The 25521-nt window shown below is 67.9% G+C and carries 25 protein-coding genes; 10 read left to right on the forward strand and 15 right to left on the reverse strand.

The genetic code is table 11. The features are described 5' to 3' along the window. Window positions 1-64: 64 nt before the first annotated feature. A complete protein-coding gene (locus tag QM701_RS11705; RefSeq protein ID WP_415167233.1) occupies window positions 65-1783 on the forward strand; it encodes a response regulator in 1719 nt (572 codons plus the stop codon). Between the two features lie 33 nt (window positions 1784-1816). On the opposite strand, the gene mutY is transcribed toward QM701_RS11705, so the two are convergent. Continuing rightward, window positions 1817-2857: an A/G-specific adenine glycosylase gene (mutY, locus tag QM701_RS11710; RefSeq protein WP_415167234.1), complete on the reverse strand. Its 1041-nt coding sequence runs from the start codon at window positions 2855-2857 to the stop codon at window positions 1817-1819. 128 nt (window positions 2858-2985) lie between these two features. Here mutY and QM701_RS11715 point away from each other — a divergent pair, with 128 nt between their 5' ends. Then, window positions 2986-3549, forward strand: coding sequence for a flavin reductase family protein (locus QM701_RS11715; RefSeq protein WP_415167235.1), 564 nt, complete (start codon window positions 2986-2988; stop codon window positions 3547-3549). 76 nt (window positions 3550-3625) lie between these two features. Continuing rightward, window positions 3626-4075, forward strand: coding sequence for a c-type cytochrome (locus tag QM701_RS11720; RefSeq protein ID WP_415167236.1), 450 nt, complete (start codon window positions 3626-3628; stop codon window positions 4073-4075). Window positions 4076-4114: 39 nt separating this feature from the next. Here QM701_RS11720 and QM701_RS11725 read toward each other — a convergent pair whose 3' ends face one another. The 4 genes from QM701_RS11725 to QM701_RS11740 all read right to left on the reverse strand — a co-directional run bounded on the left by QM701_RS11725 (window position 4115) and on the right by QM701_RS11740 (window position 8465). Beyond that, on the reverse strand, window positions 4115-5620 hold the full coding sequence (locus QM701_RS11725) for a tripartite tricarboxylate transporter permease (RefSeq protein ID WP_415167237.1): 1506 nt from the start codon (window positions 5618-5620) through the stop codon (window positions 4115-4117). Window positions 5621-5632: 12 nt separating this feature from the next. Then, a complete protein-coding gene (locus QM701_RS11730) occupies window positions 5633-6106 on the reverse strand; it encodes a tripartite tricarboxylate transporter TctB family protein (protein WP_415167238.1) in 474 nt (157 codons plus the stop codon). A 115-nt stretch (window positions 6107-6221) separates the two neighbouring features. After that, entirely contained in the window at window positions 6222-7484 is a 1263-nt protein-coding gene (locus tag QM701_RS11735) for an FAD-dependent oxidoreductase (RefSeq protein WP_415167239.1), read from the reverse strand. A gap of 66 nt (window positions 7485-7550) precedes the next feature. Next, entirely contained in the window at window positions 7551-8465 is a 915-nt protein-coding gene (locus tag QM701_RS11740; RefSeq protein WP_415167240.1) for a Bug family tripartite tricarboxylate transporter substrate binding protein, read from the reverse strand. Between the two features lie 142 nt (window positions 8466-8607). Between QM701_RS11740 and QM701_RS11745 the strand changes: the two genes are divergently transcribed. Beyond that, entirely contained in the window at window positions 8608-9531 is a 924-nt protein-coding gene (locus QM701_RS11745) for a LysR family transcriptional regulator (protein WP_415167241.1), read from the forward strand. Window positions 9532-9535: 4 nt separating this feature from the next. Here the strand turns inward: QM701_RS11745 and QM701_RS11750 are convergent, their stop codons facing one another. Beyond that, complete coding sequence (locus QM701_RS11750; RefSeq protein WP_415167242.1) at window positions 9536-10594, reverse strand: Ldh family oxidoreductase; 1059 nt, start codon at window positions 10592-10594, stop codon at window positions 9536-9538. A gap of 112 nt (window positions 10595-10706) precedes the next feature. On the opposite strand from QM701_RS11750, the gene QM701_RS11755 reads away from it, so the two are divergent. Next, window positions 10707-11600: a DMT family transporter gene (locus tag QM701_RS11755; RefSeq protein ID WP_415167243.1), complete on the forward strand. Its 894-nt coding sequence runs from the start codon at window positions 10707-10709 to the stop codon at window positions 11598-11600. Window positions 11601-11633: 33 nt separating this feature from the next. Here the strand turns inward: QM701_RS11755 and QM701_RS11760 are convergent, their stop codons facing one another. Then, window positions 11634-11960, reverse strand: a complete 327-nt coding sequence (locus QM701_RS11760; RefSeq protein ID WP_415167244.1) for a DUF2917 domain-containing protein — start codon at window positions 11958-11960, stop codon at window positions 11634-11636. Between the two features lie 119 nt (window positions 11961-12079). Between QM701_RS11760 and gcvA the strand changes: the two genes are divergently transcribed. Further along, a complete protein-coding gene (gene gcvA / locus QM701_RS11765) occupies window positions 12080-12970 on the forward strand; it encodes a transcriptional regulator GcvA (RefSeq protein ID WP_415167245.1) in 891 nt (296 codons plus the stop codon). An 11-nt stretch (window positions 12971-12981) separates the two neighbouring features. Here gcvA and ugpQ read toward each other — a convergent pair whose 3' ends face one another. After that, on the reverse strand, window positions 12982-13734 hold the full coding sequence (gene ugpQ, locus QM701_RS11770) for a glycerophosphodiester phosphodiesterase (protein WP_415167246.1): 753 nt from the start codon (window positions 13732-13734) through the stop codon (window positions 12982-12984). A gap of 267 nt (window positions 13735-14001) precedes the next feature. Between ugpQ and ugpB the strand changes: the two genes are divergently transcribed. The 4 genes from ugpB (at window position 14002) to QM701_RS11790 (ending at window position 18246) form a co-directional block, all read left to right on the forward strand. Next, on the forward strand, window positions 14002-15309 hold the full coding sequence (gene ugpB / locus QM701_RS11775) for a sn-glycerol-3-phosphate ABC transporter substrate-binding protein UgpB (protein WP_415167247.1): 1308 nt from the start codon (window positions 14002-14004) through the stop codon (window positions 15307-15309). A gap of 146 nt (window positions 15310-15455) precedes the next feature. Further along, entirely contained in the window at window positions 15456-16343 is an 888-nt protein-coding gene (gene ugpA, locus QM701_RS11780) for a sn-glycerol-3-phosphate ABC transporter permease UgpA (RefSeq protein WP_415167248.1), read from the forward strand. A 29-nt stretch (window positions 16344-16372) separates the two neighbouring features. Next, window positions 16373-17224 carry a sn-glycerol-3-phosphate ABC transporter permease UgpE gene (gene ugpE, locus QM701_RS11785; protein WP_415167249.1) on the forward strand — a complete coding sequence of 284 codons (852 nt, stop codon included), beginning with the start codon at window positions 16373-16375 and terminating at the stop codon, window positions 17222-17224. Then, window positions 17224-18246 carry a sn-glycerol-3-phosphate import ATP-binding protein UgpC gene (locus QM701_RS11790; RefSeq protein ID WP_415167250.1) on the forward strand — a complete coding sequence of 341 codons (1023 nt, stop codon included), beginning with the start codon at window positions 17224-17226 and terminating at the stop codon, window positions 18244-18246. Before ugpE ends, QM701_RS11790 begins: the two co-directional genes overlap by 1 nt. Window positions 18247-18254: 8 nt before the next feature. Here the strand turns inward: QM701_RS11790 and QM701_RS11795 are convergent, their stop codons facing one another. From QM701_RS11795 to glmS, 7 genes are read right to left on the reverse strand one after another with little or no spacing between them, the layout of a single operon-like run. Next, window positions 18255-19178 (reverse strand): hypothetical protein, encoded by a 924-nt coding sequence (locus tag QM701_RS11795; protein WP_415167251.1) that lies wholly within the window; start codon window positions 19176-19178, stop codon window positions 18255-18257. Window positions 19179-19197: 19 nt separating this feature from the next. Then, entirely contained in the window at window positions 19198-19512 is a 315-nt protein-coding gene (locus tag QM701_RS11800) for a DUF4387 domain-containing protein (RefSeq protein WP_415167252.1), read from the reverse strand. A gap of 17 nt (window positions 19513-19529) precedes the next feature. Next, window positions 19530-20882: an acyclic terpene utilization AtuA family protein gene (locus QM701_RS11805; protein ID WP_415167253.1), complete on the reverse strand. Its 1353-nt coding sequence runs from the start codon at window positions 20880-20882 to the stop codon at window positions 19530-19532. Window positions 20883-20884: 2 nt separating this feature from the next. Beyond that, window positions 20885-22129, reverse strand: coding sequence for a methylaspartate ammonia-lyase (locus QM701_RS11810; RefSeq protein ID WP_415167254.1), 1245 nt, complete (start codon window positions 22127-22129; stop codon window positions 20885-20887). Next, on the reverse strand, window positions 22126-23571 hold the full coding sequence (locus QM701_RS11815; RefSeq protein ID WP_415167255.1) for a methylaspartate mutase subunit E: 1446 nt from the start codon (window positions 23569-23571) through the stop codon (window positions 22126-22128). Before QM701_RS11815 ends, QM701_RS11810 begins: the two co-directional genes overlap by 4 nt. A 16-nt stretch (window positions 23572-23587) precedes the next feature. After that, entirely contained in the window at window positions 23588-24949 is a 1362-nt protein-coding gene (locus tag QM701_RS11820; protein ID WP_415167256.1) for a glutamate mutase L, read from the reverse strand. Next, complete coding sequence (gene glmS / locus QM701_RS11825; RefSeq protein ID WP_415167257.1) at window positions 24946-25362, reverse strand: methylaspartate mutase subunit S; 417 nt, start codon at window positions 25360-25362, stop codon at window positions 24946-24948. Before glmS ends, QM701_RS11820 begins: the two co-directional genes overlap by 4 nt. Between the last annotated feature and the right edge of the window lie 159 nt (window positions 25363-25521).

Here is a 25521-nt window from a genome sequence, read left to right on the forward strand (position 1 = left end):
ATTCCGGAGGCTGGCGCGCACATTGCTTGCCTGACGGCCCGCAGTCGCGTAACGTATTTATTCCATGAGCTTACCTGTCCCCCAGAACACTCCCGACCTGCTCCGGCGGTTGAACAAAGGCCTCGAACGCCTGCGCGTGCTGATCATCGACCGGCACAGCGGCGCGCGCAATTCCTTGCGCATCCTGCTGTTGACGCTGGGCATCACGGCCATCCACAACGCGGCGGCGTCGGCCGAAGTGCTGCGGCTGGTCAAGGCCTACGACTTCGACATCGTTTTCGCCGACTACGTGCTCGAGGACGGACGCGACGGCCAGCAGCTGCTGGAGGAACTGCGGCAGAAGCAGCTCATCTCGCTGTCGACGGTGTATATGCTGGTCACCGCCGAGCGCGCCTATCGGAACGTCGTCTCGGTCGCCGAACTGACGCCCGACGACTACCTGATCAAGCCGTTCACCGCCGAGCTGCTCGAAGCGCGCCTGATCCGGGCGCTCTACAGGAAGCAGTTCTTCGAACAGGTCTTCCGCCACCTCGACAACGGCGCCTTCGTCGACGCGCTGGCGGCGTGCGAGGCGCTGCTCGGCAAGGACGAACAGCTGCTGCCCGAGGTGCTGCGCCGGAAGGGCGCCATCCTCAACGCGCTCGGCCGCCACGAGGAGGCGCGGGCCGTCTACCGGCAGGCGCTCGAATTCACCGCCGCGCCGTGGGCGCGCATGGGGCTGGCCGCCGCCCTGCGCGGCCTCGACGATCTGGCCGAGGCGGAAAACATCGGCTCGGCGCTGATCGGCGAGTTTCCCGAATACCTCGCCGCCTACGACTTCGTCGCCAGCGTGTGCGAGGAGCAGGGCAAGCTCGCCAAGGCCCAGGAAATGCTGCAGAAGGCCGCGGCCATCTCGCCGAACAATTCGCTCCGCCAGCGCTTGGTCGGCGACGTGGCGGTGCGCAACAACGACCTCGACGCCGCCGAGCGCGCCTACGGCAAGGTGCTCGAACGGCGGCGCGGCTCCTCGCTGCGGGCCGTCGACGACTACACCAACCTGACGCGGGTGATGCTGGACCGCGGCCACACCGAGGGCGCCCGCCGGGTGACGCAGGAACTGCGCCGCGACTGGCGCGGCGATGCACGCGGCGAACTCGCCGCGCTGGTCATGGACAGCCTGTGCGCCGGCCAGGAAGGCGAGCCGGCCAAGGCCCGGCAGACGCTGGAAAAGGCCCTGGCCCTGCACGAGACGATGCAGGGCGACGCCGATCCGGCCGGGCCGGCGCAGAAAATCGCCGTCGATCTGGCGCACGCCTGCCTGGCGGCCGGCGACGAGTTCAGGGCGCAGGAAATCCTCGGCCGGGTCGCCGCCGAGCACCACGAGGACCGCGACACGATCGCCCGCATCCAGTCCGTTTTCGCCAAGACCGGCAAGGAGGACGTCGGCCAGGACCTGCTCGCCCGGGTCGGGCGGGAAATCGTCGAACTCAACAACCGGGGCGTGCTGGCAGCGCGCAGCGGCGACGACCGGGCCTCGGTGCAGACGCTGATCGAGGCGGCCGAGCGCGTGCCCAACCTGCAATTCCTGACCGACGCCTGCAAGGCCATCTACGCCCTGCTCGACCGCTCCGGCTGGAACGAGGAGCTGGCCGGCCGCGCCCTGCGCTACCTCCAGCTCGCCCAGGCCAGGGACGCGCGCAGCCCGAAGGTCGTCGCGGCGCGCGAGCTCTACTTCAAGGTGGCACGCAAGTACGGCATCGAGGCCGTGTCGCTGGGCGCGCCGCGCGGGCCGGCCGGACTCTGACCCCGGCGCCGGCGTACCCGCGGACGGCGGCCGTCACCCGGCGCGCCGCAGGATGCGCAGGATCGGCGCTGGCAGCGCCGCCGAATCGATCCCGGCGAGCGCCAGCCATTCCCAGCCGGGTTCGCCGGCCTGCGCCGCCGCCGCTTCGACCCGGCACAGCCACGGCCGCAGCGTCAGGCGGAAATGGCTGAAGGCGTGGCGCAGCGCCGGCAGCTCCCGCGCCTCCAGCAGGCGGAAGCCGCGCCGCCGGACGAACTCGCCGGGGTCTTCCCCGTCCAGTTCGGGCAGGGCCAGCAGGCCGCCCCAGATGCCGACCGGCGGCCGGCGTTCGAGCAGCACGCGCCGGCCGTCGGTGAGCACCAGCACCCGCGCTTCGCGCTCGGGCAGCGTCCTGGCGGGCCGGGCCGCTGGCAGCTCGGCCTGCCGCCCGTCCCGGTGGGCCACGCAGACCGCCTGCAGCGGACACGCGCCGCACGACGGGTTGGCGCGCGTGCACACGGTGGCGCCGAGATCCATCAGGCCCTGCGTATACGCCTCGATGCGCGCCGGCGGCAGCAGGGATTCGGCCAGCTGCCACAGCACCCTTTCGACCGGCGCGCTGCCCGGAAAACCCTCGACGCCGAAGCAGCGCGCGAGGACGCGCTTGACATTGCCGTCGAGGATCGCGGCGCGGGCGCCGTAGGCGAAGGCGGCGATCGCCGCCGCCGTGGACCGGCCGATCCCCGGCAATTCGGCGAGTTGCAGCGGATCGCGCGGGAACTGTCCGGCGTGTTCGGCGACGACCGCCTGCGCGCAGCGGTGCAGGTTGCGGGCCCGGGCGTAGTAGCCGAGGCCGGCCCAGGCTTCGAGCACCGCCCCGACCGGCGCGGCCGCCAGCGCGGCGACGTCGGGAAAACGCTGCAGGAAGCGCTGGTAATAAGGAATCACGGTGGCCACCTGGGTCTGCTGCAGCATGATCTCGGACAGCCAGATCCGGTACGCATCGCGCGTCCGCTGCCAGGGCAGGTCGTGGCGGCCGTGCCGGTCCTGCCAGCGGATCAGGCGTTCGGCGAAGGAATCGGAGGAATCACGCATCTGATCGGTGAGCACGGCGCATGACGCGAATATAATGGGGACAATCCGCCCCGGACGCGGAGAAATCCTGAACTTCCCCGGACCGCGCCGATCTTAGCATGCCGACTTCTCCCACCCCGGAACCAGCGATGAGCGAAACCACGGATTCCAAGCCCCCCAAGGCCTGCGCCGAATGCGGCAGCGGCGACGCGCTGACGGCGGCCGGACTGTGCTGCCGCGACTTCCGCGCCGCGCTCGGACGCTTCGCCACCGGCGTGACCGTGGTCACCGCCCTGGCGCCGGAGGGGCAGCCGATCGGCGTGACGATCAGCTCGTTCAACTCGGTCTCGCTCGACCCGCCGCTGATCCTCTGGAGCCTGTCGGTCAATTCGCCCAAGCTGGAGGCCTTCCGCCGGGCCAGCCGCTACGCGATCAACGTCCTGGCGGCGGACCAGCGCGGCCTCTCCAACCGTTTCGCCTCGCGCGCGGAGGACCGCTTCGTCGACGTGCCGATCCGCCGCGGACCGGGCGGCACGCCGCTGATCGAAGGCTGCTGCGCCTGGTTCGAATGCACGCAGCACGCGCACTATCCGGGCGGCGACCACGTCATCTTCGTCGGCCGCGTCGAGGGCTTCGCGCGCGGCGAGGCCACCTCCCCGTTGGTGTTCTTCGACGGCGCCTACTGCTGGGTGGACATGGACGAAGCCGATTGAATCGGCCGGAAGAAAAAAAGGTACGATGGCAAAACCGCCGAACGAACTCCAATCAACGGTTTTACAGGGACTCGACATGGAAAAACCCTCGGTGTATTCCTCCCGGACGATTCTGCTGATCACGATCGTCGTGGCGATCGCCCTGGTCGTCGTGGTGTGGCCGCTGTCGCAACTCGGCAAGGGGGACGCTTCGCCGGCCGGCGGCGCCGACGACGCCGAACTGCGCATCCTGCCGGTGGCGCGGGTGGAAATGCGGCAGGCGGGACCGGCGTCGGACGGCAAGCCGCGCAGCGCCGAGGCGATCTACAACACCATCTGTAAGGCCTGCCACGACGCCGGTGTGGCCGGCGCGCCGAAGACGGGCGACAAGGCGGCCTGGGCGCCGCGCATCGCCACCGGCCAGGCTGCCCTGCTCAAGTCGGCGATCAACGGCAAGAACGCCATGCCGCCGCGCGCGGGCGACCCGACGCTGACCGACGACGAACTGAAGGCGGCCGTCGAATTCCTGGTCGGCAAGGCCAAGTAATCCGGGACCGAAGCCGCCGGCCCGGCGGCCACCGCTTGCTCAATCGTCCTCGGCGAAGGCTTCCTCGCGCTTCTTGCGCAAGGCGGGGAGGAGAATGGTGGCCATGGCCAGCGCGGCGACGGCCAGCATGGCGGCGCTCAGCGGGCGGCGGAGGAAAACGCCCGGATCGCCCTTGGACAGCAGCAGCGCGCGGCGCAGGAACTCCTCCATCATCGGCCCGAGGATGAAGCCGAGCATCATCGGCGCCGGTTCGCAGCCGAGCTTGCGGAAAACGTAGCCGAGCAGCCCGAAGACGGCCATGAAATACACGTCGAACGCGGTGTTGGCCAGGCTGAACACGCCGATCGCGCAGAACACCAGGATCGCCGGGAAGAGCAGGTGGTACGGCACCGAGACCATCTTCACCCACAGCCCGATCAACGGCAGGTTGAGGATGACCAGGAAGACGTTGCCGATCCACATCGAGGCGACGATGCCCCAGAACAGCGCCGGCTGTTCGACCATCACCGACGGCCCGGGCTGGATGCCCTGGATGATCATCGCGCCGATCATCAGCGCCATCACCGGGTTCGACGGGATGCCGAGGGTCAGCATCGGGATGAACGAGGCCTGCGCGCCGGCATTGTTGGCCGATTCGGGCGCGGCCACGCCTTCGATCGCGCCCTTGCCGAAGCTGGCGGCGTTCTTCGAGACTTTCTTTTCCAGCGCGTAGGCGGCGAACGAGGAGAGCATGGCGCCGCCGCCGGGCAGGATGCCGAGGATCGAGCCGAGCGCGGTACCGCGCACCACCGGCGCGGCGATGGCCTTGAAGTCCTCCCTGCTCAGCATCAGCCCGGTGACTTTCCTGACCATCAGGCTGCGTTCGGCCTCATGCTCCAGATTGGCGATGATTTCCCCGAGGCCGAAGACGCCCATGGCCACCACCACGAAGTTGATGCCGTCGGTCAGTTCCGGCACGTCGAAGCTGAAGCGCGCCACGCCGGAATTGACGTCGGTGCCGATGATGCCGAGCAGCAGGCCGAAAACGATCATGCCCAGGGCGTGCAGCAGCGAGCCGTGCGCCAGCACGATCGAGGCCACCAGGCCGAGGACCATCAGCGAGAAGTATTCGGCCGGGCCGAACTTCAAGGCCACTTCGGCCAGCGGCGGCGAGAACAGGGCGATCAGGAAGGTGGTCACGGTGCCGGCGAAGAACGAGCCCAGCGCGGCGGTGGCCAGCGCCTTGCCGGCGCGGCCCTGCTTGGCCATTGCATGGCCGTCGAGCGCGGTGATCACGGAGGAGGCTTCGCCGGGCAGGTTGACCAGGATGGCGGTGGTGGAGCCGCCGTACTGGGCGCCGTAGAAGATGCCGGCGAGCATGATCAGCGAGGAGACCGGCTCCAGGCCGAAGGTGAGCGGCAGCAGCATGGCGATGGTGGCCACCGGGCCGAGGCCGGGCAGCACGCCGATGGCGGTGCCGAGGGCGACGCCGATCAGGCAGTAGAGGAGGTTGACGAAGCTGGCGGCGGTCTGGAAGCCGAGCAGGAGATTGGCGAAGACGTCCATGGCGGGATCTCCTCAGGCGCCGAACCAGGAACCGAGCAAGGGCATCGGCAGCCCCAGGCCCTTGACGAAGACGAACGCGCAGAAGGCGACCAGTCCGAACGCGAGCAGCGTGGCTTTCCATTCGAGGCGGAATCTGACGCTCGCCGCGGCGCTGCCGAAGATCAGCACGAGCAGGGCGACGACCAGCCCGGCGCCCTGCAGCAGGAAACCGAACGCCAGCGTCGATGCCAGCACGAGCAGCGCCGGTTTCCAGGCGAAGCCGCCGATCGCCGGCCCGTCCCGGCGCAGGCCGCGCAGCAGCGCCAGCAGGCCGAAGCCCATCAGCAGGCAGGACAGCACCGTCGGAAAGTAGCCCGGCCCCATGCGCCCCGCTGAGCCGAAGGAATACTCCCAATACTCCCGCGAGATCGCGAACGCGATCCCCCCGAACCCCGCATACATCACTCCCGTCCAGAAATCCTTCGGACCCTTGATCAACGATGACATGCCTGTCTCCCTCACGCAGATGCGGCGTCGCCGTGCCCGCCCGCCAGGGCGGACCGGGAGCGCGCCTCGCTATCGATGTTGTTGTTGCGATGCCGAAGGCGGGTCTCTGCCGCCCTCAGAAAATGGCGTTCTGGCGCCGCAGTTCGCGGCGCACGGCGTCCGGTGCCGGCGCGCCGCCGGCCTCGGCCTGGATGGCGGCGGCGATTCCCGCCGCGTGTCCGGTGGCGAAGGCGGTGCCCATGACGCGCAGCGAACCGTAGGCCTGCTCGTCGCAGCCGACGACGCGGCCGCCGACCCACAGGTTGTCGCGGTTCAGCGCCTGCAGCGCAGCCAGCGGGACATGGTAGGAACCGTCGCCGCCCACCGGTTGGAACTGCGGCCCGCCGTTCCCCTGATGCACCTCCGCCGGCCAGCAGCCGAGTGCCACGCCATCGTCGCGCAGCCGGCCCGCCAGCACGTCGGCGTCGCTGATCCGGTAGCGCGTCTGCAGCTGCCGGCTGTCGCGCACGCCGACCTGCGGGCCGGTGGCGGCGATGTGCGCCCCGGCGAAGCCCGGCAGGCGGGCGCGCAGCAGGCCGAGAAAGCGCCAGGCCAGCTCCCGGCCCGCCCGTTCGGCCCGGGCGAGATCAGCCGAATCGAGCCCGTCCGTGAGCAGGTCGATGCCCATCCACCACAGGTCGCCGGAGCCGGGCAGGCGGATGAAATGCCCGCCGTGCGGACGCACCTGGCCGACCTCGCCGTCATTGCGGAAGTCCGGCATCAATGCCGCCAGTTCCGCCCGATCGACGGCCACCTCCGGCGGCACGCCGCCGAAGCGCACCGGGAAGGACGCCACCTGCCGCGCCCGCTCCGGCTGAAGGTCGCGCATCGCCGGCACGCCGGCGGCGAAGCCGAGGTTGGCGTCGCCGCTCGCATCGACGAAGGCGCCGGCTTCCACGTCGCAGCGGCCGGCGCCGTCGTGCAGGCTGACGGCGTGGAGGCGGCCCGCGGCGGCATGCGCGCCGACCAGGCTGCAATGCAGGCGGCAATCGAGCCCATTCACGGCGGTAACCCGGTCGATGGCGTACTTGATCGCCTCGGGATCGAGCATGACGATCCAGTTGCCGCTCGGCGCGCGGATGGGCGCGACGTCGAAGCCGAGCGCCGCCAGCTCGGCCAGCACGGCGGCGCCGATGCCGCCGACCGCCATCCGGCATGCGTCGCCGCGCACGTAGAAGCCGCAATAGGACAACACGTTGGCGTTGGCCGCCTCGCCGCCGAGAAAGCCGTAGCGCTCCACCAGCAGGGTACGCGCCCCCCGGCGGGCGGCGCCCACCGCCGCCGCGACTCCGGCCGCGCCGCCGCCGACGACGACCACGTCGTATTTTTCCGTTCGCATGTCCGGGATTTCTCAGTCGAGGCTGACCTTGGCCTTGCGCGCGACTTCGGCCCACTTGGCCGCTTCCTACTTCATGAACTTCGCCAGCTCTTCCGCCGACCCGCCGCCCGGTTCCGCACCCAGGGCGGTCAGGCGGTCGCGCACGGATTTATCCTTGAAGGCTTCGTTGGCGGCCGTGTTGAGTTTGTTCACGATCTCCGGCGGCGTCCCCTTCGGCACCACCAGGGCCGCCCAGGAGAAGACGTCATAGTCGTCGAACCCCTGCTCGGCCGCCGTCGGGATATCCGGCAGCAGGCTGCTGCGCTTGCGGCTGGTCACGGCCAGCGCCTTCATGCGGCCGCCCTTGAGGTGGCTGGAGGCGGACACCAGCGTGCTGAACATCACCGAGATCTGTCCGCCCAGCGCGTCGCCGAGCGCCGGGCCTTCGCCCTTGTAGGCCACGTGCAGCATGGTGGTGCCGGTGCGCTGGGCGAACAGCTCGCCGGCGAAGTGGGCCACCGTCCCCGCGCCGCCGGAGCCGAAACTGATCGAATCGGGCTGGTCCTTGGCCATGCGCGCCAGTTCCTTCATGTTATTAGCGGGAAAGTCCTTGCTCGCCGCGACGACGAACGGCAGCGTCGCCAGCATGGTCACCGGCACGAAGGCCTTCTCCCAGTCGTAGGGCAGCTTGGTGCGCACGGCGGGATTGATCACCATCGTCGTCGGCGCGGCGAAGACGGTATAGCCGTCCGGGTCGGCGTGCGCCGCGAGGTCGGTGGCGATGACCGTCCCGCCGCCGCCCCGGTTGTCGATGATGACGGGCTGCTTGAGGTAGACGGACATTTTCTCGGCGACCGCGCGGGTCGCCAGGTCGCCGCCGCCGGCGGCGGCGAACGGCACGATGATGCGGATCGGCTTGCTCGGGTAGTTCTGCGCCTGGACGGAGCCGGCCATCGCGCCGACCGCCAGCGCGGCGGCGAGCCTGACTGCTTTCGACAACATGTGAGCCTCCTGGGAACGGTTGTTCTGGGTTTTCCGAAGAACGTGCATGGCCGCTCTTCACGCACGCAGTGTCCGCCGCGCCCATGGCTATTACAAATATTACTTTTGTAGATTATCCATATCATTTACGTATACTTGGCGCATGGAACTCCGTCATCTGCGCTACTTCGTCAGCGTCGCCGAATGCGGCAGCATCTCGCGCGCGGCGGAAGAGTTGTTCATCGCGCAGCCGCCCCTGTCGGTGCAGATCAGGCAGCTGGAGGACGAACTCGGCACACGGCTGCTGATCCGTTATCCGCGCGGGGTGCGGCTCACCTCGGCGGGCGAGCATTTCCTGCGTGAAGCCAAGGACCTGCTGGCCAGGGCGGACCGCGCCAAACGCCTGGCCCACGGCATCGGCGACGCCGAGGGCGGGCAACTGCGCATCGGCTTCATTCCCTCGGCGGGCCACATGGTGCTGCCGCGGCTGCTGCGCGAACTGCGCAAGCGGCGGCCGCAAAGCGACATCGAGGTCGTCGAGATGATTTCCGATGCGCAGCTGCAGGCCTTGCAGCGCATGGAAATCGATGCCGGGATCGTGCGCAATCGGTTCGCTGCGGTCGGCGGCCTGGAGACGATCGGGCTGGCCGATCCGTTCTGCCTGGCCGTTCCCGAAGGCCATGCGCTCGATGGAACCGCTCCGATCGAACTGCGCGCGGCGGCGCAGTGCGCTTTCGTCAGCTTCACCCGGCATCGCGGGCAGGCCTTCTTCGACCAGGCCATCAGCCTGTGCACGGACGCCGGATTCAGCCCGACCATCCGCTACGAGGCGAGCACGCTGTTCGGCGTGCTGGACATGGTTTCCGCCGGGCTCGGCGTGGCTCTGGTGCCGGCCTCGTCGGTAACGCTCAATCCCTTGCACGTCACCCTGCGCCTGCTGCACCGGCCGACCCGGCCGGGGCTTCTGTCGCTGGTGAAGCGGGCGGACGACCCGAATCCTGCCGTCACCGTGATCTCCGAACTGGCGGCGAGCGTCTTCGCCGAGCTCGGCGACGAGCTGCGGCGCGCCTTTCCCGACCTGCCCTAGCGCATCAGCCCAGCGGGGCCGGCAAGGCGACGCCGTAGCGTCCGGCGGCGGCCGAGAGCGCTTCCAGCACCTTGGGCGTGACCTCGATGCCCGCCGCCTCGGCGTCCCGCATGCGCCGCTGCGCCATTTCGCCCGGCATGCGCACCGGCTGCGCCGGGTCGATCGGGGCGTTGGCGTGGCAGCGCTCCGTCAGGAAATCTATCTGGCGCAGGAAGGCCTCGCGGCCGGCGAAGGCGGCGGGGTCGAGCACTTGCAGGAAGACGTTGGCGCCCCAGCGCTTCTCGCTGTCCAGGCGGCCGAAGCCGCCGAGGCCGTGCGTCAGCATTTCGATCATCAGCGACAGGCCGAAGCCCTTGTGCCCGTATTCGCGTCCGCCGAGCGGCAGCAGCGTGCCGCCGGCGCCGGGATCGAGGACGTGCGGGTCGTTGGTCGGCGTGCCCTGGGCGTCCATCAGCCAGGGATGCGCGAAGGGCTCGTCGGCGGCCGACTTCTGCCGCGTCATGCCGACCGTGGTGATCGAGGTGCTGACGTCGATCCACACCGGCGCTGCCGTGCCGGGGTAGCCGATGGCGATCGGATTCGGGGTGAACAGCGGCTCGCGGCCGCCGTACGGGGCGATGAAGCCGGACGCCGGATCGGATGAGGCGAGGATCATCGCCAGGCCGCGATCGGTGGCCTGCTTGATCAGCGAAGTCAGGCAGGCGATGTGGTGGCTGCGGCGGATCACGGCGGTAACCACGCCGTGCTGCCCGATGCGCCCGGCCGCCTGGTCGAGCGCCCGCGCGACCAGCCACGGGCCGGGCAGGTAGCCGCCGTCCCAGACGAACACCGCGCCCGCGTCGCGCACGACCTCCGGCTCGCCGCGGGTTGCCATCAGGCCTTTTTCGATCTGTTCGAGGTACTGCGGGCAGAGTGCCATGCCGTGCGTGCGCTGGCCGACCATGTCGCCGGCGACGAGCACGTCGGCTACCGCCCGCGCCTTGCCGGCATCCATGCCGGCCGCCGTGAACAGATTTTCGGCGAGTTGTCCGAGCGATTCCACCGTGTAGCGCTGCGTCGTCATACGATCTCCAGGAATGTGGGGCATGCGGCCCGAGCGGCCATGTGATCTGACCAAAGATGGTATTGTATCGCCCTTCCCCGGCTCCCTTCCCGTCCGCACGAAAGTCCCGCGCATGTCCGTCCCGGCCGCCTATCTCGGCATCATCCTGATCTGGTCGACGACGCCGCTGACGATCCAGTGGAGCACCCAGGGCGTCGATTTCGCGCTGGCCGTGCTGGCGCGCATGGCCATCGGGCTGGCCACCGCGCTGCTCATCCTGTTCGCCGGGCGCACCCGCTTTCCGGTGCATCCGCGCGCGCTGCTGGCCTACGGGGTCGGCGGCGTCGGCCTGTTCACCTCGATGGCGCTGACCTACTGGAGCGCCCGCTTCGTGCATTCCGGGCTGATTTCGGTGATCTTCGGACTGGCGCCGCTGATGGCCGGGATCATGGCGACCTTCCTGCTCGGGGAGAAGTCGCTGACACCGTGGAAGATCTTCGGCACGCTGCTCGGCGTGGCCGGGCTCGGCGTCATCTTCCTGCACGGCGGCAGCGTGGGCGGGGAACGCTTTCTTGGCGGACTCGCCGCGCTGCTCGGTTCGGTCTTCTTCTATTCCGCGTGCCTGGTATGGCTGAAGCGCATCGGCGACGACAGCCCGCCGCTGGCCACCACCGTCGGCTCGCTGGCCGTGGCGACGCCGCTGTTCGCCCTGCTCTGGTTCTCCGCCAGCGCCGGCCTGCCCACGGCGGTGCCGTGGCGGACGGGCGCCGCGATCGTCTACCTGGGAGTGTTCGGTTCGGCCGTCGCCTTCACCATGTACTACTACGTGATCAAGCACATGCGGGCCACCCGGATTGCGCTGATCACCCTGATCACCCCGGTCATCGCCCTGCTGCTCGGCAGCGTGTTCAACGGCGAGCGCGTCACGCCGAGCCTGGCGGCCGGGACAGCACTGATCCTGCTCGGGCTCGCCGCACACCAGCGCGAGGCGCTGCTGCCGATGCTGCGGCGCAATCGTCGGAAGTGAGCGGACGCGCCGCCGGCTGGCGGCGCATGGAATTCAGCCGCCGAGCACCAGGTGATAGCCCGGCTTGCCGGCCACGGCGTCCGGCAGCCAATGCCGCAGCAGCGCCAGCAGGCCGTACGGCGACCGCGCCAGGACCAGCCGGCATTGCGCGCCCTCGCCCAGCGACTGCACGATGGTTTGTCCCGGCCGCGTCAGGCGGCGGCTTTCACCCGCGCCGAGCACGATGTCCCGGCCGGAGTTTTCCTCGGTGATCCAGATTTTCCCGCTCAGGCAGCGCAGTTCGCAGTGCTTCGCGCAGCGCAGCGAAGCAGCTTCGTTGACCCCGAGGTCGATTTGCAAATAGGTCGATTGAGCTAACATGACGAAGGTCCTCCTTTTCAATCAACGCCTTCGCAAAGTGGCGCATGGGAATGATTCTGGACCCGTTGCCCCGAGACGACAATTGCGCAATTTTCCCTATTTATGTTAGTTTTTCTCACATGTCGCAACGCCTGCCCCCGCTCAATGCCCTGCGCGTCTTCGTCGCGGTCGTCCGCCTGGGCGGCGTGTCGCGCGCGGCCGAGGCGCTGCACCTGACGCACAGCGCGGTCAGCCACCAGATCCGCGCGCTGCAGGAAGAACTCGGCGTCACCCTGTTCGAGAAACAGGGGCGGGGACTGACGCTGGCCAGCGAGGCGTTCGCCTTCGCCTCCCGCGTCGAAGCGGCCTTCAACGAAATCGAGCAGGCCACGCGCGAGCTGGCCGCGCGCCGCCGCACGCGCCTGCGCATCAGCACGATTCCGTCGTTCGCGGCGCGCTGGCTGCTGCCCCGCCTGGGCGAGTTCATCGCCTCCAATCCGGAGATCGACGTCGAGGTGGAATCGTCGATGCGCCTGGCCGACGTCAAGGGCGGCGAGGTTGACATCGCGCTGCGCTTCGGCTTCGGGCGCTACCCCGGGCTGCACACCGAACTGCTGATGCGCGACTGGCTGTTCCCGGTCTGCTCGCCGGAATTCGCGCGCCGGCACGGCCTCGCCGATCCGCCGTCGATCGACGGCCTGCCGCTGCTGCATTCGGACAACGAACCGTGGTCGTGGTGGTTTCCCGCCGCCGGCATCGTCGCCGAGGAACCCGAGCCGGGGCTGGTGTTCAGCGATTCGGCGCTGATGCTGCAGGCCGCCGGCGCCGGCCAGGGGCTGGGGCTGGCGCGCCAGACGATCGCCTGGGACGCGCTGCGCGCCGGCCTGCTGGTGCGGCCGTTCAGCGCGCTCGCCGAATCGCCGCACGCCTACTACTTCGTGTGCCGCAAGGAAAAACTCGACAGCGCGCCGATGGCCAGATTCCGCCAGTGGGTCTTCGATCAGGCCGCCGAATTCCCCGTGCCGGGCTGAAATGATACCGGCTAGGCGGGCGGCGGCAGGCGGTTGACCGCGTCGGTGATCACGCTGTCCACGCCCCACTCGAAAAGCGTCTGCACGCGCTCGGGGTCGTTGACCGTGTAGCAGAGCACGCGGCGGCCGGCGGCGTGCGCGCGGGCGACGATCCCGGCGGACAGCGCCTTGTGGTTGGCGTCGAGCGCCGCGCAGTCGAGCCGTTCCAGGCGTTCCAGCCAGTCGGCCGGCAGCGCGTCGAGGAGCAGCGCGCGCGGCAGCTCCGGCACGGTGGCGCGCGCGGCCTCCAGCGCGGTTTCGCTGAACGAGGAGAGCAGGGGCACGACGGCCATGCCCTGCGCCATGGCCTTGACGTCGAGCGCCACCGCCGCGCCGGTCCGCCATTCGTTCCCCGGCGAGGGCTTGATCTCGACGTTGCACGAAAAGCCGTTGGCCCGCAGGTAGCGGAAGATGGCCGCGAGGGTCGCCGGCGGTTCGCCGGCGAACGCCGGGCCGTGCCAGCTGCCGGCGTCGAGCATGGCCAGTTCGCCCAGGGTCAGCGCGTCGGCGCGGCCGGCGCCGCTGGTAGTGCGTTCGAGCGTCGCGTCGTGCAGCAGGAAGCTCTTGCCGTCGCCCGACAGCTTGACGTCGCATTCGAAGACCGAATAGCCGAACGACGCGCCGAGCCGGAACGCCGCCAGCGTGTTCTCCGGCGCCAGCTTGCCGGCGCCGCGATGCGCCATCAGGCGTGGATACGGCCAGGGAGGAAGTGCCCGCTCACTCATGATCGAAATGCCTCCGTTTGAAAACCGGCCTAGTGTAGCGCGCCGGACAAAGGTGGGGACATGGCGGCCGGGCGGTGATCTTTTTTCCGGCGCCATTGACTAATCGCTGGCGAATGCCTAGCTTTACCGCCGTGGGTCAAGTAACGGTCGTGTAACGCTGTGGTAGTAGCCTTATCGATTTGGTGTAGCCGTATGGAATCGCCGGCACCCGCGCGACGGGACGTCCGGCGCTCATTACAACGAGCCGTAATCATCTTTGGGGACGTCATGAGACACAAAATCGCTGCTGCAGTATTCGCCGGACTTTTTTCGCTGGGCGCGTCGGCCCAGGTCGAAATCCAATGGTGGCATTCGATGACCTCCGTCAATGGCGAGTGGGTCAACGATCTGGCCAAGGACTTCAACGCCAGCCAGAACAAGTACAAGGTCGTGCCGACCTACAAGGGCTCGTACGACGAATCGATGACCGCGGCGATCGCCGCCTATCGCGCCGGCAACGCGCCGCACATCCTGCAGGTGTTCGAGGTCGGCACGGCGACGATGATGGCCAGCGGCAAGGCGATCAAGCCGGTCGGCGAAGTGATGAAGGAAGCCGGGCAGAAGTTCGATCCGTCCGTATACATCCCGGCCGTGGCCAGCTACTACACCGCGCCGAACGGACAGATGCTGAGCTTCCCGCTCAACAGTTCGACGACCGTTTTCTATTACAACAAGGACGCCTTCAAGACGGCCGGGCTCGATCCCGACAAACCGCCGACGACTTGGATCGAAGTGGCGCAGGCCGCCGCCAAGCTGAAAGCCGCGGGCCATGCCTGCCCGCTGACCATCGCCTGGCAGGGCTGGACGCAGCTGGAGAGCTTCTCGGCCTGGCACAACGTCGAGTTCGCTACCCGGAACAACGGGCTGTCCGGCCTCGACGCGCGCCTGAAGATCAACTCGCCGCTGCACGTGCGCCATATCGAGAACCTGGCCAACATGGCCAAGCAGGGGCTGTTCGTCTATAAGGGCCGCGCCAACACGGCGGAGCCGACGTTCGTTTCCGGCGAATGCGCGATGATTACCACCTCGTCGGGCTTCTACGGCAACGTCAAGAAGAACGCCAAGTTCAACTTCGGCCTGTCCACCCTGCCCTACTATGCCGACGTCGAAGGCGCGCCGCAGAACACGGTGATCGGCGGCGCCAGCCTGTGGGTGATGGGCGGCAAGAAGCCGGAGGAATACAAGGGCGTCGCCGAGTTCTTCAGCTTCATCTCCAAGCCGGAAATCCAGTCGGCCAGCCACAAGCGCACCGGCTACCTGCCGATCACCACGGCCGCCTTCACGCTGACCGAGCAGTCGGGCTTCTACAAGGAAAACCCCGGCACCGAGGTGGCGCCGAACCAGATGATCCGCAAGACGACCGACAAGTCGCGCGGCATCCGCCTCGGCAACTACGTGCAGATCCGCACGATCGAGGACGAGGAACTCGAACAGGTCTGGGCCGGCAGGAAGACCGCGAAGGAGGGGCTCGACGCCATCGTGAAGCGCGGCAACGAACTGCTCGAACGCTTCGAGAAGGCCAACAGCAAGAAGTGAGCTGACTGGCGGCGAGGCGCTTCTCCGGCGCCTCGCGGCAGACCGCCGGGTTACGCAGGCCCAAGCGCCATGCCGGGAAAGCCGGCTGCATGGGTAGCCGTGTCCCAGCGAGGCCAGGAAGAGAAAAAAAACGTCGGAACGGGGTCATGGCGGTCGAAAAAAGAGTCGTCTTCAAATCGAAGTGGTTGCCCTGGGTGCTGGTGGCGCCGCAGGTGTTCATCATCAGCGCGTTCTTTTTCTGGCCGGCGGCGCAGGCCTTGCTGCAATCCGTGCAGCAGTCCGACGCCTTCGGCACGTCGATCGAATGGGTCGGCCTCGAGAACTTCAGCAATCTGTGGAACGACGCAACTTACCTCGCGTCGTTCTACACCACCGCCATTTTCTCGCTCAGCGTCTCGGTGATCGGCATCAGCCTCTCGCTGCTGCTCGCGGTCTATGCCGACCGGGTGGTCAAGGGCGCGCTGTTCTACAAGACGCTGCTGATCTGGCCGTACGCGGTGGCGCCCGCCGTCGCCGGCGTGCTGTGGCTGTTCATGTTCGCGCCGAGCGTCGGCGTCGTGGCCTACGGCCTGCGCAGCATCGGCATTAACTGGAACCACCTGCTCGACGGGACGCACGCCATGATCCTGGTGGTCATGGCCGCGGTGTGGAAGCAGATTTCCTACAATTTCCTGTTCTTCCTCGCCGGGTTGCAGAGCATCCCGCGCTCGCTGATCGAGGCGGCGGCCATCGACGGGGCGCGGCCGTGGCGCCGCTTCTGGACCATCGTCTTTCCGCTGCTCTCGCCGACCACCTTCTTCCTGCTGGTGATCAACGTCGTCTACGCCTTCTTCGACACCTTCGCCATCATCGACTCGGCCACCCAGGGCGGCCCGGGCAAGGACACGGCGATCCTCGTTTACAAGGTGTATTACGACGGCTTCAAGGCCATGGACCTCGGGGGATCGGCGGCGCAGTCCGTGGTGCTGATGGTCATCGTCATCGCGCTCACCGTCGTGCAATTCCGCTTCGTCGAAAAGAAAGTCACCTACTGATATGAAGACCCGTTCCGGAGGACCGCGGCATGGTTGAACGCCGCCCCCTGCTCACCGTGCTGACGCACGTCGTCCTGATCCTCGGCGTGCTGGTCGTCGCCTTCCCGCTGTACCTGACCTTCGTGGCTTCGACGCACACCACGCAGGACCTGATGCAGGCGCCCATGCCGCTGCTGCCCGGCCACCACATGGTGCAGAACTACCTCGACGCTTGGTACGGCGCCGGCACCGGCGCCGGCGCCAAGGCGCCCGTCGCGCGCATGATGACGGTGAGCCTGATCTCGGCGCTGATCATCGCGCTGGGCAAGATCGCCATCTCGCTGCTCTCGGCGTTCGCCATCGTCTATTTCCGCTTCCCGTTCCGCAACTTCGTCTTCTGGGCGATCTTCATCACCCTGATGCTCCCCGTCGAAGTGCGCATCGGCCCGACCTACAAGGTCGTCGCCGACTTCGGCATGCTCGACACCTACGCCGGGCTGACCGTCCCGCTGATCGCCTCGGCGACCGCCACCTTCCTGTTCCGCCAGTTTTTCCTGACCGTGCCCGAGGAACTCGTCGAGGCGGCGCGCATGGACGGCGCCGGCCCGATGCGCTTCTTCAGGGACGTGCTGCTGCCGCTGTCGATGACCTCGATCGCCGCGCTGTTCGTGATCCAGTTCATCTACGGCTGGAACCAGTATCTCTGGCCGCTGCTGGTGACCACCAACGAGAGCATGTACCCGGTGGTGATCGGCATCAAGCGCATGATCTCGGGCGGCGACTCGGAGATGCAGTGGAACGTGGTCATGGCCACCGCGATGATGGCCATGATCCCGCCGGCGATGGTCGTCATCCTGATGCAGAAGTGGTTCGTCAAAGGTCTGGTGGATACGGAAAAATAATGGCTTCGATAACCCTCAAGAACGTCGTCAAGTGCTACTACGGCATCGGCAGGAAAACCGTCAACAAGGTCATTCACGGCGTCAATGCCGAGATCGCCGACGGTGAATTCATCGTCATCGTCGGTCCGTCGGGCTGCGGCAAGTCGACGCTGCTGCGCATGGTGGCGGGGCTGGAGGAGATCACCGAGGGCCAGATCTCGATCGGCGGCCGCGTGGTCAACGACCTCGAACCGTCCGAGCGCGACATCGCCATGGTCTTCCAGAACTACGCGCTGTACCCGCACATGAGCGTGTTCGACAACATGGCCTACGGCCTGAAGATCGCCAAAGTGCCGATGGAGGAGATCCGCCAGCGGGTGGACAAGGCGGCCAAGATCCTCGAACTCGGGCCGTACCTCGCGCGCAAGCCGCGCGAGCTCTCCGGCGGCCAGCGGCAGCGGGTGGCCATGGGCCGCGCCATCGTGCGCCAGCCGCAGGTGTTCCTGTTCGACGAGCCGCTCTCCAACCTCGACGCCAAGCTGCGCGCGCATACGCGCCTGGAAATCCAGAAGCTGCACCGCGAGCTCGGCATCACCTCGCTGTTCGTCACCCACGACCAGGTCGAGGCGATGACGCTGGCGCAGCGGATGATCGTGATGAACGCCGGCGTGATGGAGCAGTTCGGCACGCCGGAGGAAGTCTACGCCCGCCCGGCCACCACCTTCGTCGCCACTTTCATCGGCTCGCCGCCGATGAACCTGATCCGCAACGCTCCCGACGCCGAGCCCGGCGTGACCGTCGGCGTACGCCCGGAACACCTCGACATCACCCCGGACGGCTGGGCCCTGACCGTCAACGCGCTGGAAACCCTCGGCGCCGAACGCCTGGTCTACGGCCGCTGGCAGCACGGCGAAGGCGGCGAACTGGTGATCATCCGCACCGACGAGGGATTCCCCGCGCCGGCGCTGGGCAGCACCATCCACGTCACGCCGCGCCCGGACCGCCTGCACCACTTCGACACGGCGACGGGCAAGCGCCGCTGAGCGGGACGCTAGCCGACGATCTTCAAGATCCGGTCGAAGCCCGGTTCCTCGCGGGCGTCGCCGACCACGCCGACCAGCAGGTGCCGCTGATCGATCGGATCGAAGCGCAGCTCGGGCAGCAAGCGGAAGGATTCGATTTCGCCGGTCGATTTCATGTGCGTGCGAATCCCGGTGCATTCCATGACTTCGTCGCCGATGCGGATGTGCTCCTCGTCGGCCGGCATGATGGGCAGGTCGCGGCGGATGTAGTCGAGGACGTCGGCTTCCAGCTTCTTCAGGTCGATGGCGGGCGGGTCGGCGAAGCCGATCACGAAGCCGTGCTTGACGTCGGAATGCAGGTCGGGGATCGGGTAACCGTACTGCCTGGACAGGATCAGGCTGGTGATGTCCTCGGCCGAATGCGCCATCTTGCGGAACTTCACCGTGCGGTAGACGATTTCCCGGATGGTCTCGGGATGCGGGCCGAAGACGTTGGGCCGGGCGACGACGACCTCCTCGCCGATGCCGAGAATGACCTGCGCGTTGAAATTGAGGTGCGGGTAGAGCAGGTCGAAATGCTCGACGACCACGCGCCGCCGGTGGCGGATGGCCGTGGCGACCGCCTCGGCGATTTCCCAGAGCTGGTGGAAGGCCTGCTCGTAGCGCACGTCGATGTGATAGGTGTGCGGGCCGAAACGGTCGGCCTCGTCGAAATCGAAGAGCGGCGCCGCGCGCAGGTTGATGCCTTCGTCGTCGTTGGTCAGCTCCAGGCCGGGGAAGACGCCGCGAATCAGCGTCGATTTGCCGGCCCCCTCGGCGCCGATGATGCCGACCAGCAGATCGGTCGGAAACAGGTGCCGTTCGGCGATGTCGCGTCCCAGGCGATAGAGGCGGAGACGGCCGCGCGGCGCGTAATACACCGCGTAGATCAGCGTTTCATGCATCACCACCATGGCCGTTCCTCCCCGCCGGTCACAGGTCGAATTCCATGCCGAGCAGCGGCGCATGCTGCTGCGCGCCGTAAACGTCCGAATCCCCCGGCGCGCCGGAGACGATGCGGCGCGGCATGACCACCTTGACCGCGTTGGCCGGTTCGAACCAGACGATGTCGCGGATTTCGGACAGCTCCACGCCGTAGGCCGCCGCCAGCCGTTCAGGCGAGAACTGCCCGCTGGCGCGCAGCGCGTCGAACAGTTCGCGGTTCTTGAGCATGACGTCGAGGACCAGTTCGTAGGGCCCGGAGTTCTTGGAGCGGACCACGCGGGCGATGTCGAGTATCTTTTTCATGGCGGTTTCCTTTCCTCTCAGCCGACCTGTTCCATACGGAACGGGAAGGCCGTGGCCGGATCGATCGGCATCAGGTGATACAGCGAAAACTCGTACACGGCGCCGGCCTGCACGTCGGACGGCGAGAACGGGAAGGCCAGGTTGCCGGCCGTCGCCACGCGGCCCGGATAGCCGTAGTGCAGAAGCGTCGAGCGCGTCAGCGAACAGACCGTGTCGGCCTCCTCCTGCGTGTCGGCGAGGACTTCGATGACGATGCCGAGCTCGTGCGCGGCCGCGTCCTTGAGCGGTTCGAGCCCGCCCATCACGCCGTTCTTGCCGTAGATGTGGAAGAACACCCGCGCCTTCGCCGCATCGCCCAGGATCAGCGCGACGCGCGCCTTGACCGCGTCGATGATCGCGTCGATGGTCGAAATCATGATCGGATCGCGCGTGCCGGCGATCGAGAGGGTGCGGTAGCCGACCCGCGCGGCGCCCTCCAGCTTGACCTGGTAGGGCGTGTGCACGTGCCGCGAGCCGCGCACTTCGACCGTGCCGTCGCCGAGCTCGGTGAAGCTGCATCCGGTCAGGTCGAGCACGCCGCCCGGTCCGGGCAGGTGGTAGGGATCGGACTTCTCGTACAGCGTGTGCGCCGCCGCCGATTCGGCGGTGAACTTGCGGTCGTCGGATAGCGCCTTGAGCACGAAGGAGTCCTCGCGCAGGATGCCCATCGCGCAGTCCGAGCCGGAACCCGGCGAGGCGGCGATCGCCGCGCATTCGAGGATCTTGCCGCAGTGCAGCGCGAGGCCCTCGTCGTAGCCGCGCATGATCGGCAGCGCCGCGAAGCAGGCGGGGTCGTAGGCGCGGCCGGCCAGCACCACCTGCGCGCCGGCCTGCAGCGCGCGGATGAACGGCTCGACGCCGGCCTGGGCGACGATGTGCGGACTGGCGTCGATCGCCGCGTGCGTCAGCGGCGGCACCAGCGCGAGCGGCTCGATCCGGCCGGCGTCGAGCACGGCGTGGATGGTCGCCTTATCGACGTCGGTCGGGATCACCGCCATCCTGAAGCTCAGTTTTTCCTCCTCGGCGATTTCCAGGATGATGCGGCGGCACCATTCGAGGTGCGGCGCGGCGCCTGAGCCGCCGCCGGTACCGATCACCACCGGGATGCCGGCCTTGACGCCGTGGACCAGCATGTAGCGCAGGTCGCGCTTGACGCCGGTGCGGTCGGTGAAGGCCTTGCCGGCGCCGAGGTAGTACGGGCCGGGATCGGTCGAGCCGCCGTCGACGGCGATGAGGTCGGGCCGTTCGGCCATGCCGCGCAGGAAGCTGGCTTCCGGAAAGCCGTAGCCGAGAATCGCGGTCGGGGAAAGGATCTTAAATTCGGGTTTCATGGTCAGGCTCTCCTTGCCTTGAGCAGCGCCAGCGTGCGGTGCATCTCGTTGTAGACGATGTTCATGCCTTCGTCGAAGCCCATGCCGGGCTTGACCAGCATGCGCATCGGCCGGGCGGCCAGCGCCAGGTGGACGCAGGCGCGCGCCGAGACGTCGGTCTCGTTGCAGGTGCCGCCCTGGTACGCCTCCATGCCCTGGCGGTTGCAGTACAGCACCGACTCGACGACGTTGTGGATGCCGCCGAGGTCCGGGGTCTTGATCTGCACCATGTGGCAGCAGCGCGCGTCGGTGAAATCGACGATGTCCTCGTAGGTATTGCACCACTCGTCCGCCACCAGCTTGACCGGCGACCCGAGCTGCACGAGGCGCCGCGTGATCTTGTCCAGCTCCTCGATCTGCGCCTCCTTGCCGCCCGCGTCGACCGGCCCCTCGATGTACAGGTCGAGCGGTCCGGCGGCCTTTTCCAGCCCGGCGACGTAGTCGGCCACGCGCGCCGCGTCCTGGTCGAAGATCAGGCCGATCGTGCCATAGACGTCGATGTGCAGGCTGGGTTTGTAGTCCGGGCGGGTGCGCAGCTTCTCGACGCGCGCCACCAGCCAGCGGATGTACTCCTCCAGCTTCTCGCCCTTGTGCCCGAGCTTGTCCGGGACATTGTTGATCAGGCCGTGCGGCAGCGCGTCGACGCCCTTGAGCAGCATCTTGTCAACGGCGGCGTAGCGGTCGTCGCCGCTCTGCCCGAACAGCGGCACTGGCTCGGCGACCAGTGGCAGCCCGTATTCGTCGAGGATCACCTCGGCCTTGGTGACGTTGCGCGCCAGCGCCGCCGCGTCGAGCAGCGCCTGCGTCAGGCCGTAGCGGATCGCCGTGTGCAGCCGCCGGCCCTCGATTTCGAGCGTATCGAAGTAGCGGGCGTTGACCAGGAAGGCGTCGACCTCCCGGCCTTCGAGCAGCGGCCCGAGGTGCCTGTCGAGGAAGGGCGCGAAGTTGGCGCCGAGGAACAGCGGATCGCGCCCGCCGGCGCCGGAGTACTGCACGGCGGCGCAATCGCCGACGGCGACGGCGCCGTTCTCCAGCACCAGCAGCACCGACACGCATTCGCCGGCCTGGCGGATGTCGCGGAAGCCCGCGGTGACGGCCTGGCCGACATAGACGAAGCCGTCCTGCCCGGCGCCCTTCTTGATGGCCTGCTGGTCGTCGAAATAGAAAGAGGAATAGCCCGGAACGAAATGGGCCTGAACAATTTTCATCGCGGTCTCCCGATCAGTTTGCTCTTGGAAATGGCGTAAATGTCGTCCACCACCATCTGGAAGACGGGGGCCCGGTTCTCGGCCCTGGCGCGCTCGGCGATCTTCTCCTGGTGATAGGCCATCACGTCGTCCGGCAGCGGCACGCGGCCGGGTTCGAAGATGCGCACGGCGCCCTCGTTGTCGCGCACCGGCATCAGCTTGCCGGCGTTGCACGTGGCCGGCGCGAAGGGCACGTCGAGCACGCCGGCCTCGAAGGCGCGCACCGCGCCGGCGGCCACGTCGCCGTGGCCGAGTTCGAAGACCTTGGCCATCACCGCGCGCACCTCGCGCTTGATCAGCTCGATTTCGCGTTCGACCACCGGGCTCTGCGGGAAGACCTGCTCGCGCACCATGTTGAGCAGTTGCGTGGTGGCGTCGAGCCCTTGCCGGTTGGCTTCCTTGGTGGGGATGCCGCTCGCTTCGTGCGGCGTCTTGACGATCACCTTGGTCGCGCCGGAGAGCGCGGCCATGGCGCTGCCCCAGGCGATCACCGAGAAGGCCATCGCCTCGTTTTCCGGGAAGCCGCCCATCCATTGGTGGAAGACGGTGGACAGCGCGTAGTCGTCGTGGCCGGCGGCGCGGAAGAACTCGTGGCCGAGTTCGCGCAGCGAGCGGATCGCCGCGATGTCCTGCACGATGTTGCCCGCCTGGCCGTAGCCGAGCGTGATGCACTTGCAGCCCTGTTCGAGCGCCAGCAGGCCCTCGATGATCGCCACGCAGTGCGAGACGAAGGGCGGCACCAGCGTGCCGGAGAGCGGACCGAAGGGTTCGCGGTTGATGCGCACGCCGCGCTCCTCGTAGAGGCCGACGAGGCGGTCGCAGTACTGCCAGTGGCGGATCGAGAGATCGAGCGGCACCTTCTTGGCGTAGGGAATGTTGTACGAGATGCCGCCGCCCTCGTAGGCGGTGAACCCCGCGGCCAGCGTGATCTCGGCGAGCAGGCGGGCGTCCGGCGTGCCGTGGCGCACCTGCACCGGCTTCGTCAGCGCCTCGACCACGCGCCGGCACTCGGCCAGGCCGTGGTTCACGGCGGGGAAGCCGTTGAGCAGCGAGGTCCCGGCCTCGACCGAGCGGGCGATGCCCTCGGCGGCCTTCTCGTAGTGGTTGAGGCGGGTGTAGGCGTCGATGGTCGACGGCAGCAGGTCGCACGACGGTTCGAGGAACTGCAGCAGCCGGATGTGCTCGTCAACCAGCGCCACGCCGGCGCGTGGCTGGCGCAGCGTCCTGCCCTCGCGTTCCGCGGCGGCCAGCGCGCTGGAGAAGCGCTTGCTCTCCGGCAGCGCCAGTTGGTAGCGCACGCCTTCCTCAAAGTCAACGTCCTGGCCGGTCGGCCAGGTCCGCACGACGTCCTCGCGTTCCCGAAGGAAGGTGTCCATCGTCATCTTTTCGTTCTTCAATTCCATTACGGCTCCAGAGTCATCAGTTCTTCAGCATGCGAACGCCGGCCAGCGCCGCCGCCCGGGGATGCGCGCGCGCCAGATTGGCCAGCAGGGGAAACAGGCCGGCTTCGTCCCGGTAATAGGTGAACCGCCGCGGAAACAGCACGGCGCGGCCGCGCGCGTCCACCGGCTGGCGGGCGAACCACGGCGCCGGATCGAAGCCGGCGGCGCGCGACAGCCAGCCGCCGGAACCGATCACCCGCGCCACCTTCCTGAGATCGCGCCCGGTCTGCACGCCGACTTCGCCGTCCGGCGTGTACACCTTCGCCAGGCGGCCGACATGACGCGCGCAGGCGTGGCCGACGCAGAGGCCGGCCAGGGCCGCATCCAGTTGTTCCTCGTCGGGCGAGGCCGGCAGGAATTCCGGCCGGGCGGCGAGCCGTCCGGCGTACGCCCGCAGCGCGTCCCGCCCGCCGTCGCCGGCCTCGGCGCCGGACGGCGCGCCGCCGGCCTCCACCGCCGTGGCCGCCGAAACGCGCATGCCCAGATCGCCCTCGACGGTGCGCTTCACTTCCGGCTCCGGCAGTCCGCGCAGGATCGTGCCGGGTTCGGGCAGTTCCTGGTGCACCGAGTACACGTCGGTCGTGGCGCCGCCCATGTCGAGCACGATGAAGCTGTCCCAGCCCGGCGCGTATTCATGGATGGCGCGCGTGTATTCGAGCATGGCGAACGGCGTGGGCACCGGCGCGGCGCCGGTCGCCGTCATGATCCGGTCGAGGCCCTTGCCCTTGACGATCGTTTCGAGAAAGATCGCGCGGATCGCGTCGCGCGCCGGATCGGGGTTCGGCTCGTTGAACACGGGCATCAGATTGTCGACCACGCGCAGGCGCTTGCCGGCCAGCAGCGCCGCCACCTCGTCGGCTGCCGCGCGGTTGCCGGCATAGACGATCTCGCAGTCGATCGCCGAACGGCCGATCGCCGCGGCGTTGGCCAGCACGTAATTGGTGTTGCCTCCGTCGGTGCCGCCGGCGAACAGCAGGATGTCCGGCGGCGAGGCTTCGAGCTCGGCGATGTCCTGGCGGGTGAGGTGGAACGAGAACGCCCGGGTCAGCTTGGCGCCGGCCGACTGCGCGGCGATCCGGCCGATCTCCACGGTCATCTCCGGGACCAGCCCGACGGCCGCGACGGCCAGCCCGCCCTTGGCGGAGGAGGAGTAGTGCAGCGCCGCGTCCTCCGCACCCGGCCGGGCCACGCTCTCCAGGACCGCGAAGAAGCCTTCGGAGAGGTTGCCGGGCGTGGTCGGACGCGCGGCCCGTTCGAGAATCTCCACCGCGTCGCCGTCGACCCGGAACGCCGCGCCCTTGGTCCAGGTCGAGCCGATGTCGATGGCCACGGCGATCATGAGCGCGCCGCGACGTCCCGTTTCAGGCATTCGGCGACGTGGGGCAGCTCGACCGTGGGCGGAAACACCCGGTCGTAGCCCATGCCCTTGAACAAGGCTTCGACCTCGGCGAAATCGCGCTTACCGATCACCAGATTGCCGCCGACGTACAGCAAGACGCCGTCCAGCCCGCGCTCCAGGCAGCGCCCGCGCAGACCGTCGCAGTCGATTTCACCGTGCCCGTAGATCGACGAGACCAGGATCGCCTGCGCGCCCGTTTCGATGGCCGCGTCGATGAATTCGTCCTGGCTGACCATGACCCCGAGATTGACGACCTTGATGCCTTCGTGGCCCAGCGCGTGTTCCAGGATCTTGTTGCCGACCGCGTGGCAGTCGGAACCGATGACGCCGAGCACGGCGGTGATGTTGTCCATGTATCGAGAAGCCTTTCTGATTCAAGTGTTCAATCGCGAATTTTGAACCAACTACGCAAAAGTAAGGAAAATATAGTGCGATAAAAGAATATATTTCCATGAAAAATTAGAACACACCAGAAAACAATTCAATAATTACAGTATGTTAATAAAAATGCA

The sequence above is a fragment of the Propionivibrio sp. genome, from assembly GCF_047602565.1.
Lineage (GTDB): Bacteria > Pseudomonadota > Gammaproteobacteria > Burkholderiales > Rhodocyclaceae > Propionivibrio.

Coding starts and splice junctions, on each gene's coding strand:
- QM701_RS11705 (WP_415167233.1), top strand. CDS start 65: ATGAGCTTACCTGTCCCCCAGAACACTCCCGACCTGCTCCGGCGGTTG.
- mutY (WP_415167234.1), bottom strand. CDS start 2,857: ATGCGTGATTCCTCCGATTCCTTCGCCGAACGCCTGATCCGCTGGCAG.
- QM701_RS11715 (WP_415167235.1), top strand. CDS start 2,986: ATGAGCGAAACCACGGATTCCAAGCCCCCCAAGGCCTGCGCCGAATGC.
- QM701_RS11720 (WP_415167236.1), top strand. CDS start 3,626: ATGGAAAAACCCTCGGTGTATTCCTCCCGGACGATTCTGCTGATCACG.
- QM701_RS11725 (WP_415167237.1), bottom strand. CDS start 5,620: ATGGACGTCTTCGCCAATCTCCTGCTCGGCTTCCAGACCGCCGCCAGC.
- QM701_RS11730 (WP_415167238.1), bottom strand. CDS start 6,106: ATGTCATCGTTGATCAAGGGTCCGAAGGATTTCTGGACGGGAGTGATG.
- QM701_RS11735 (WP_415167239.1), bottom strand. CDS start 7,484: ATGCGAACGGAAAAATACGACGTGGTCGTCGTCGGCGGCGGCGCGGCC.
- QM701_RS11740 (WP_415167240.1), bottom strand. CDS start 8,465: ATGTTGTCGAAAGCAGTCAGGCTCGCCGCCGCGCTGGCGGTCGGCGCG.
- QM701_RS11745 (WP_415167241.1), top strand. CDS start 8,608: ATGGAACTCCGTCATCTGCGCTACTTCGTCAGCGTCGCCGAATGCGGC.
- QM701_RS11750 (WP_415167242.1), bottom strand. CDS start 10,594: ATGACGACGCAGCGCTACACGGTGGAATCGCTCGGACAACTCGCCGAA.
- QM701_RS11755 (WP_415167243.1), top strand. CDS start 10,707: ATGTCCGTCCCGGCCGCCTATCTCGGCATCATCCTGATCTGGTCGACG.
- QM701_RS11760 (WP_415167244.1), bottom strand. CDS start 11,960: ATGTTAGCTCAATCGACCTATTTGCAAATCGACCTCGGGGTCAACGAA.
- gcvA (WP_415167245.1), top strand. CDS start 12,080: ATGTCGCAACGCCTGCCCCCGCTCAATGCCCTGCGCGTCTTCGTCGCG.
- ugpQ (WP_415167246.1), bottom strand. CDS start 13,734: ATGAGTGAGCGGGCACTTCCTCCCTGGCCGTATCCACGCCTGATGGCG.
- ugpB (WP_415167247.1), top strand. CDS start 14,002: ATGAGACACAAAATCGCTGCTGCAGTATTCGCCGGACTTTTTTCGCTG.
- ugpA (WP_415167248.1), top strand. CDS start 15,456: ATGGCGGTCGAAAAAAGAGTCGTCTTCAAATCGAAGTGGTTGCCCTGG.
- ugpE (WP_415167249.1), top strand. CDS start 16,373: ATGGTTGAACGCCGCCCCCTGCTCACCGTGCTGACGCACGTCGTCCTG.
- QM701_RS11790 (WP_415167250.1), top strand. CDS start 17,224: ATGGCTTCGATAACCCTCAAGAACGTCGTCAAGTGCTACTACGGCATC.
- QM701_RS11795 (WP_415167251.1), bottom strand. CDS start 19,178: ATGGTGGTGATGCATGAAACGCTGATCTACGCGGTGTATTACGCGCCG.
- QM701_RS11800 (WP_415167252.1), bottom strand. CDS start 19,512: ATGAAAAAGATACTCGACATCGCCCGCGTGGTCCGCTCCAAGAACTCC.
- QM701_RS11805 (WP_415167253.1), bottom strand. CDS start 20,882: ATGAAACCCGAATTTAAGATCCTTTCCCCGACCGCGATTCTCGGCTAC.
- QM701_RS11810 (WP_415167254.1), bottom strand. CDS start 22,129: ATGAAAATTGTTCAGGCCCATTTCGTTCCGGGCTATTCCTCTTTCTAT.
- QM701_RS11815 (WP_415167255.1), bottom strand. CDS start 23,571: ATGGAATTGAAGAACGAAAAGATGACGATGGACACCTTCCTTCGGGAA.
- QM701_RS11820 (WP_415167256.1), bottom strand. CDS start 24,949: ATGATCGCCGTGGCCATCGACATCGGCTCGACCTGGACCAAGGGCGCG.
- glmS (WP_415167257.1), bottom strand. CDS start 25,362: ATGGACAACATCACCGCCGTGCTCGGCGTCATCGGTTCCGACTGCCAC.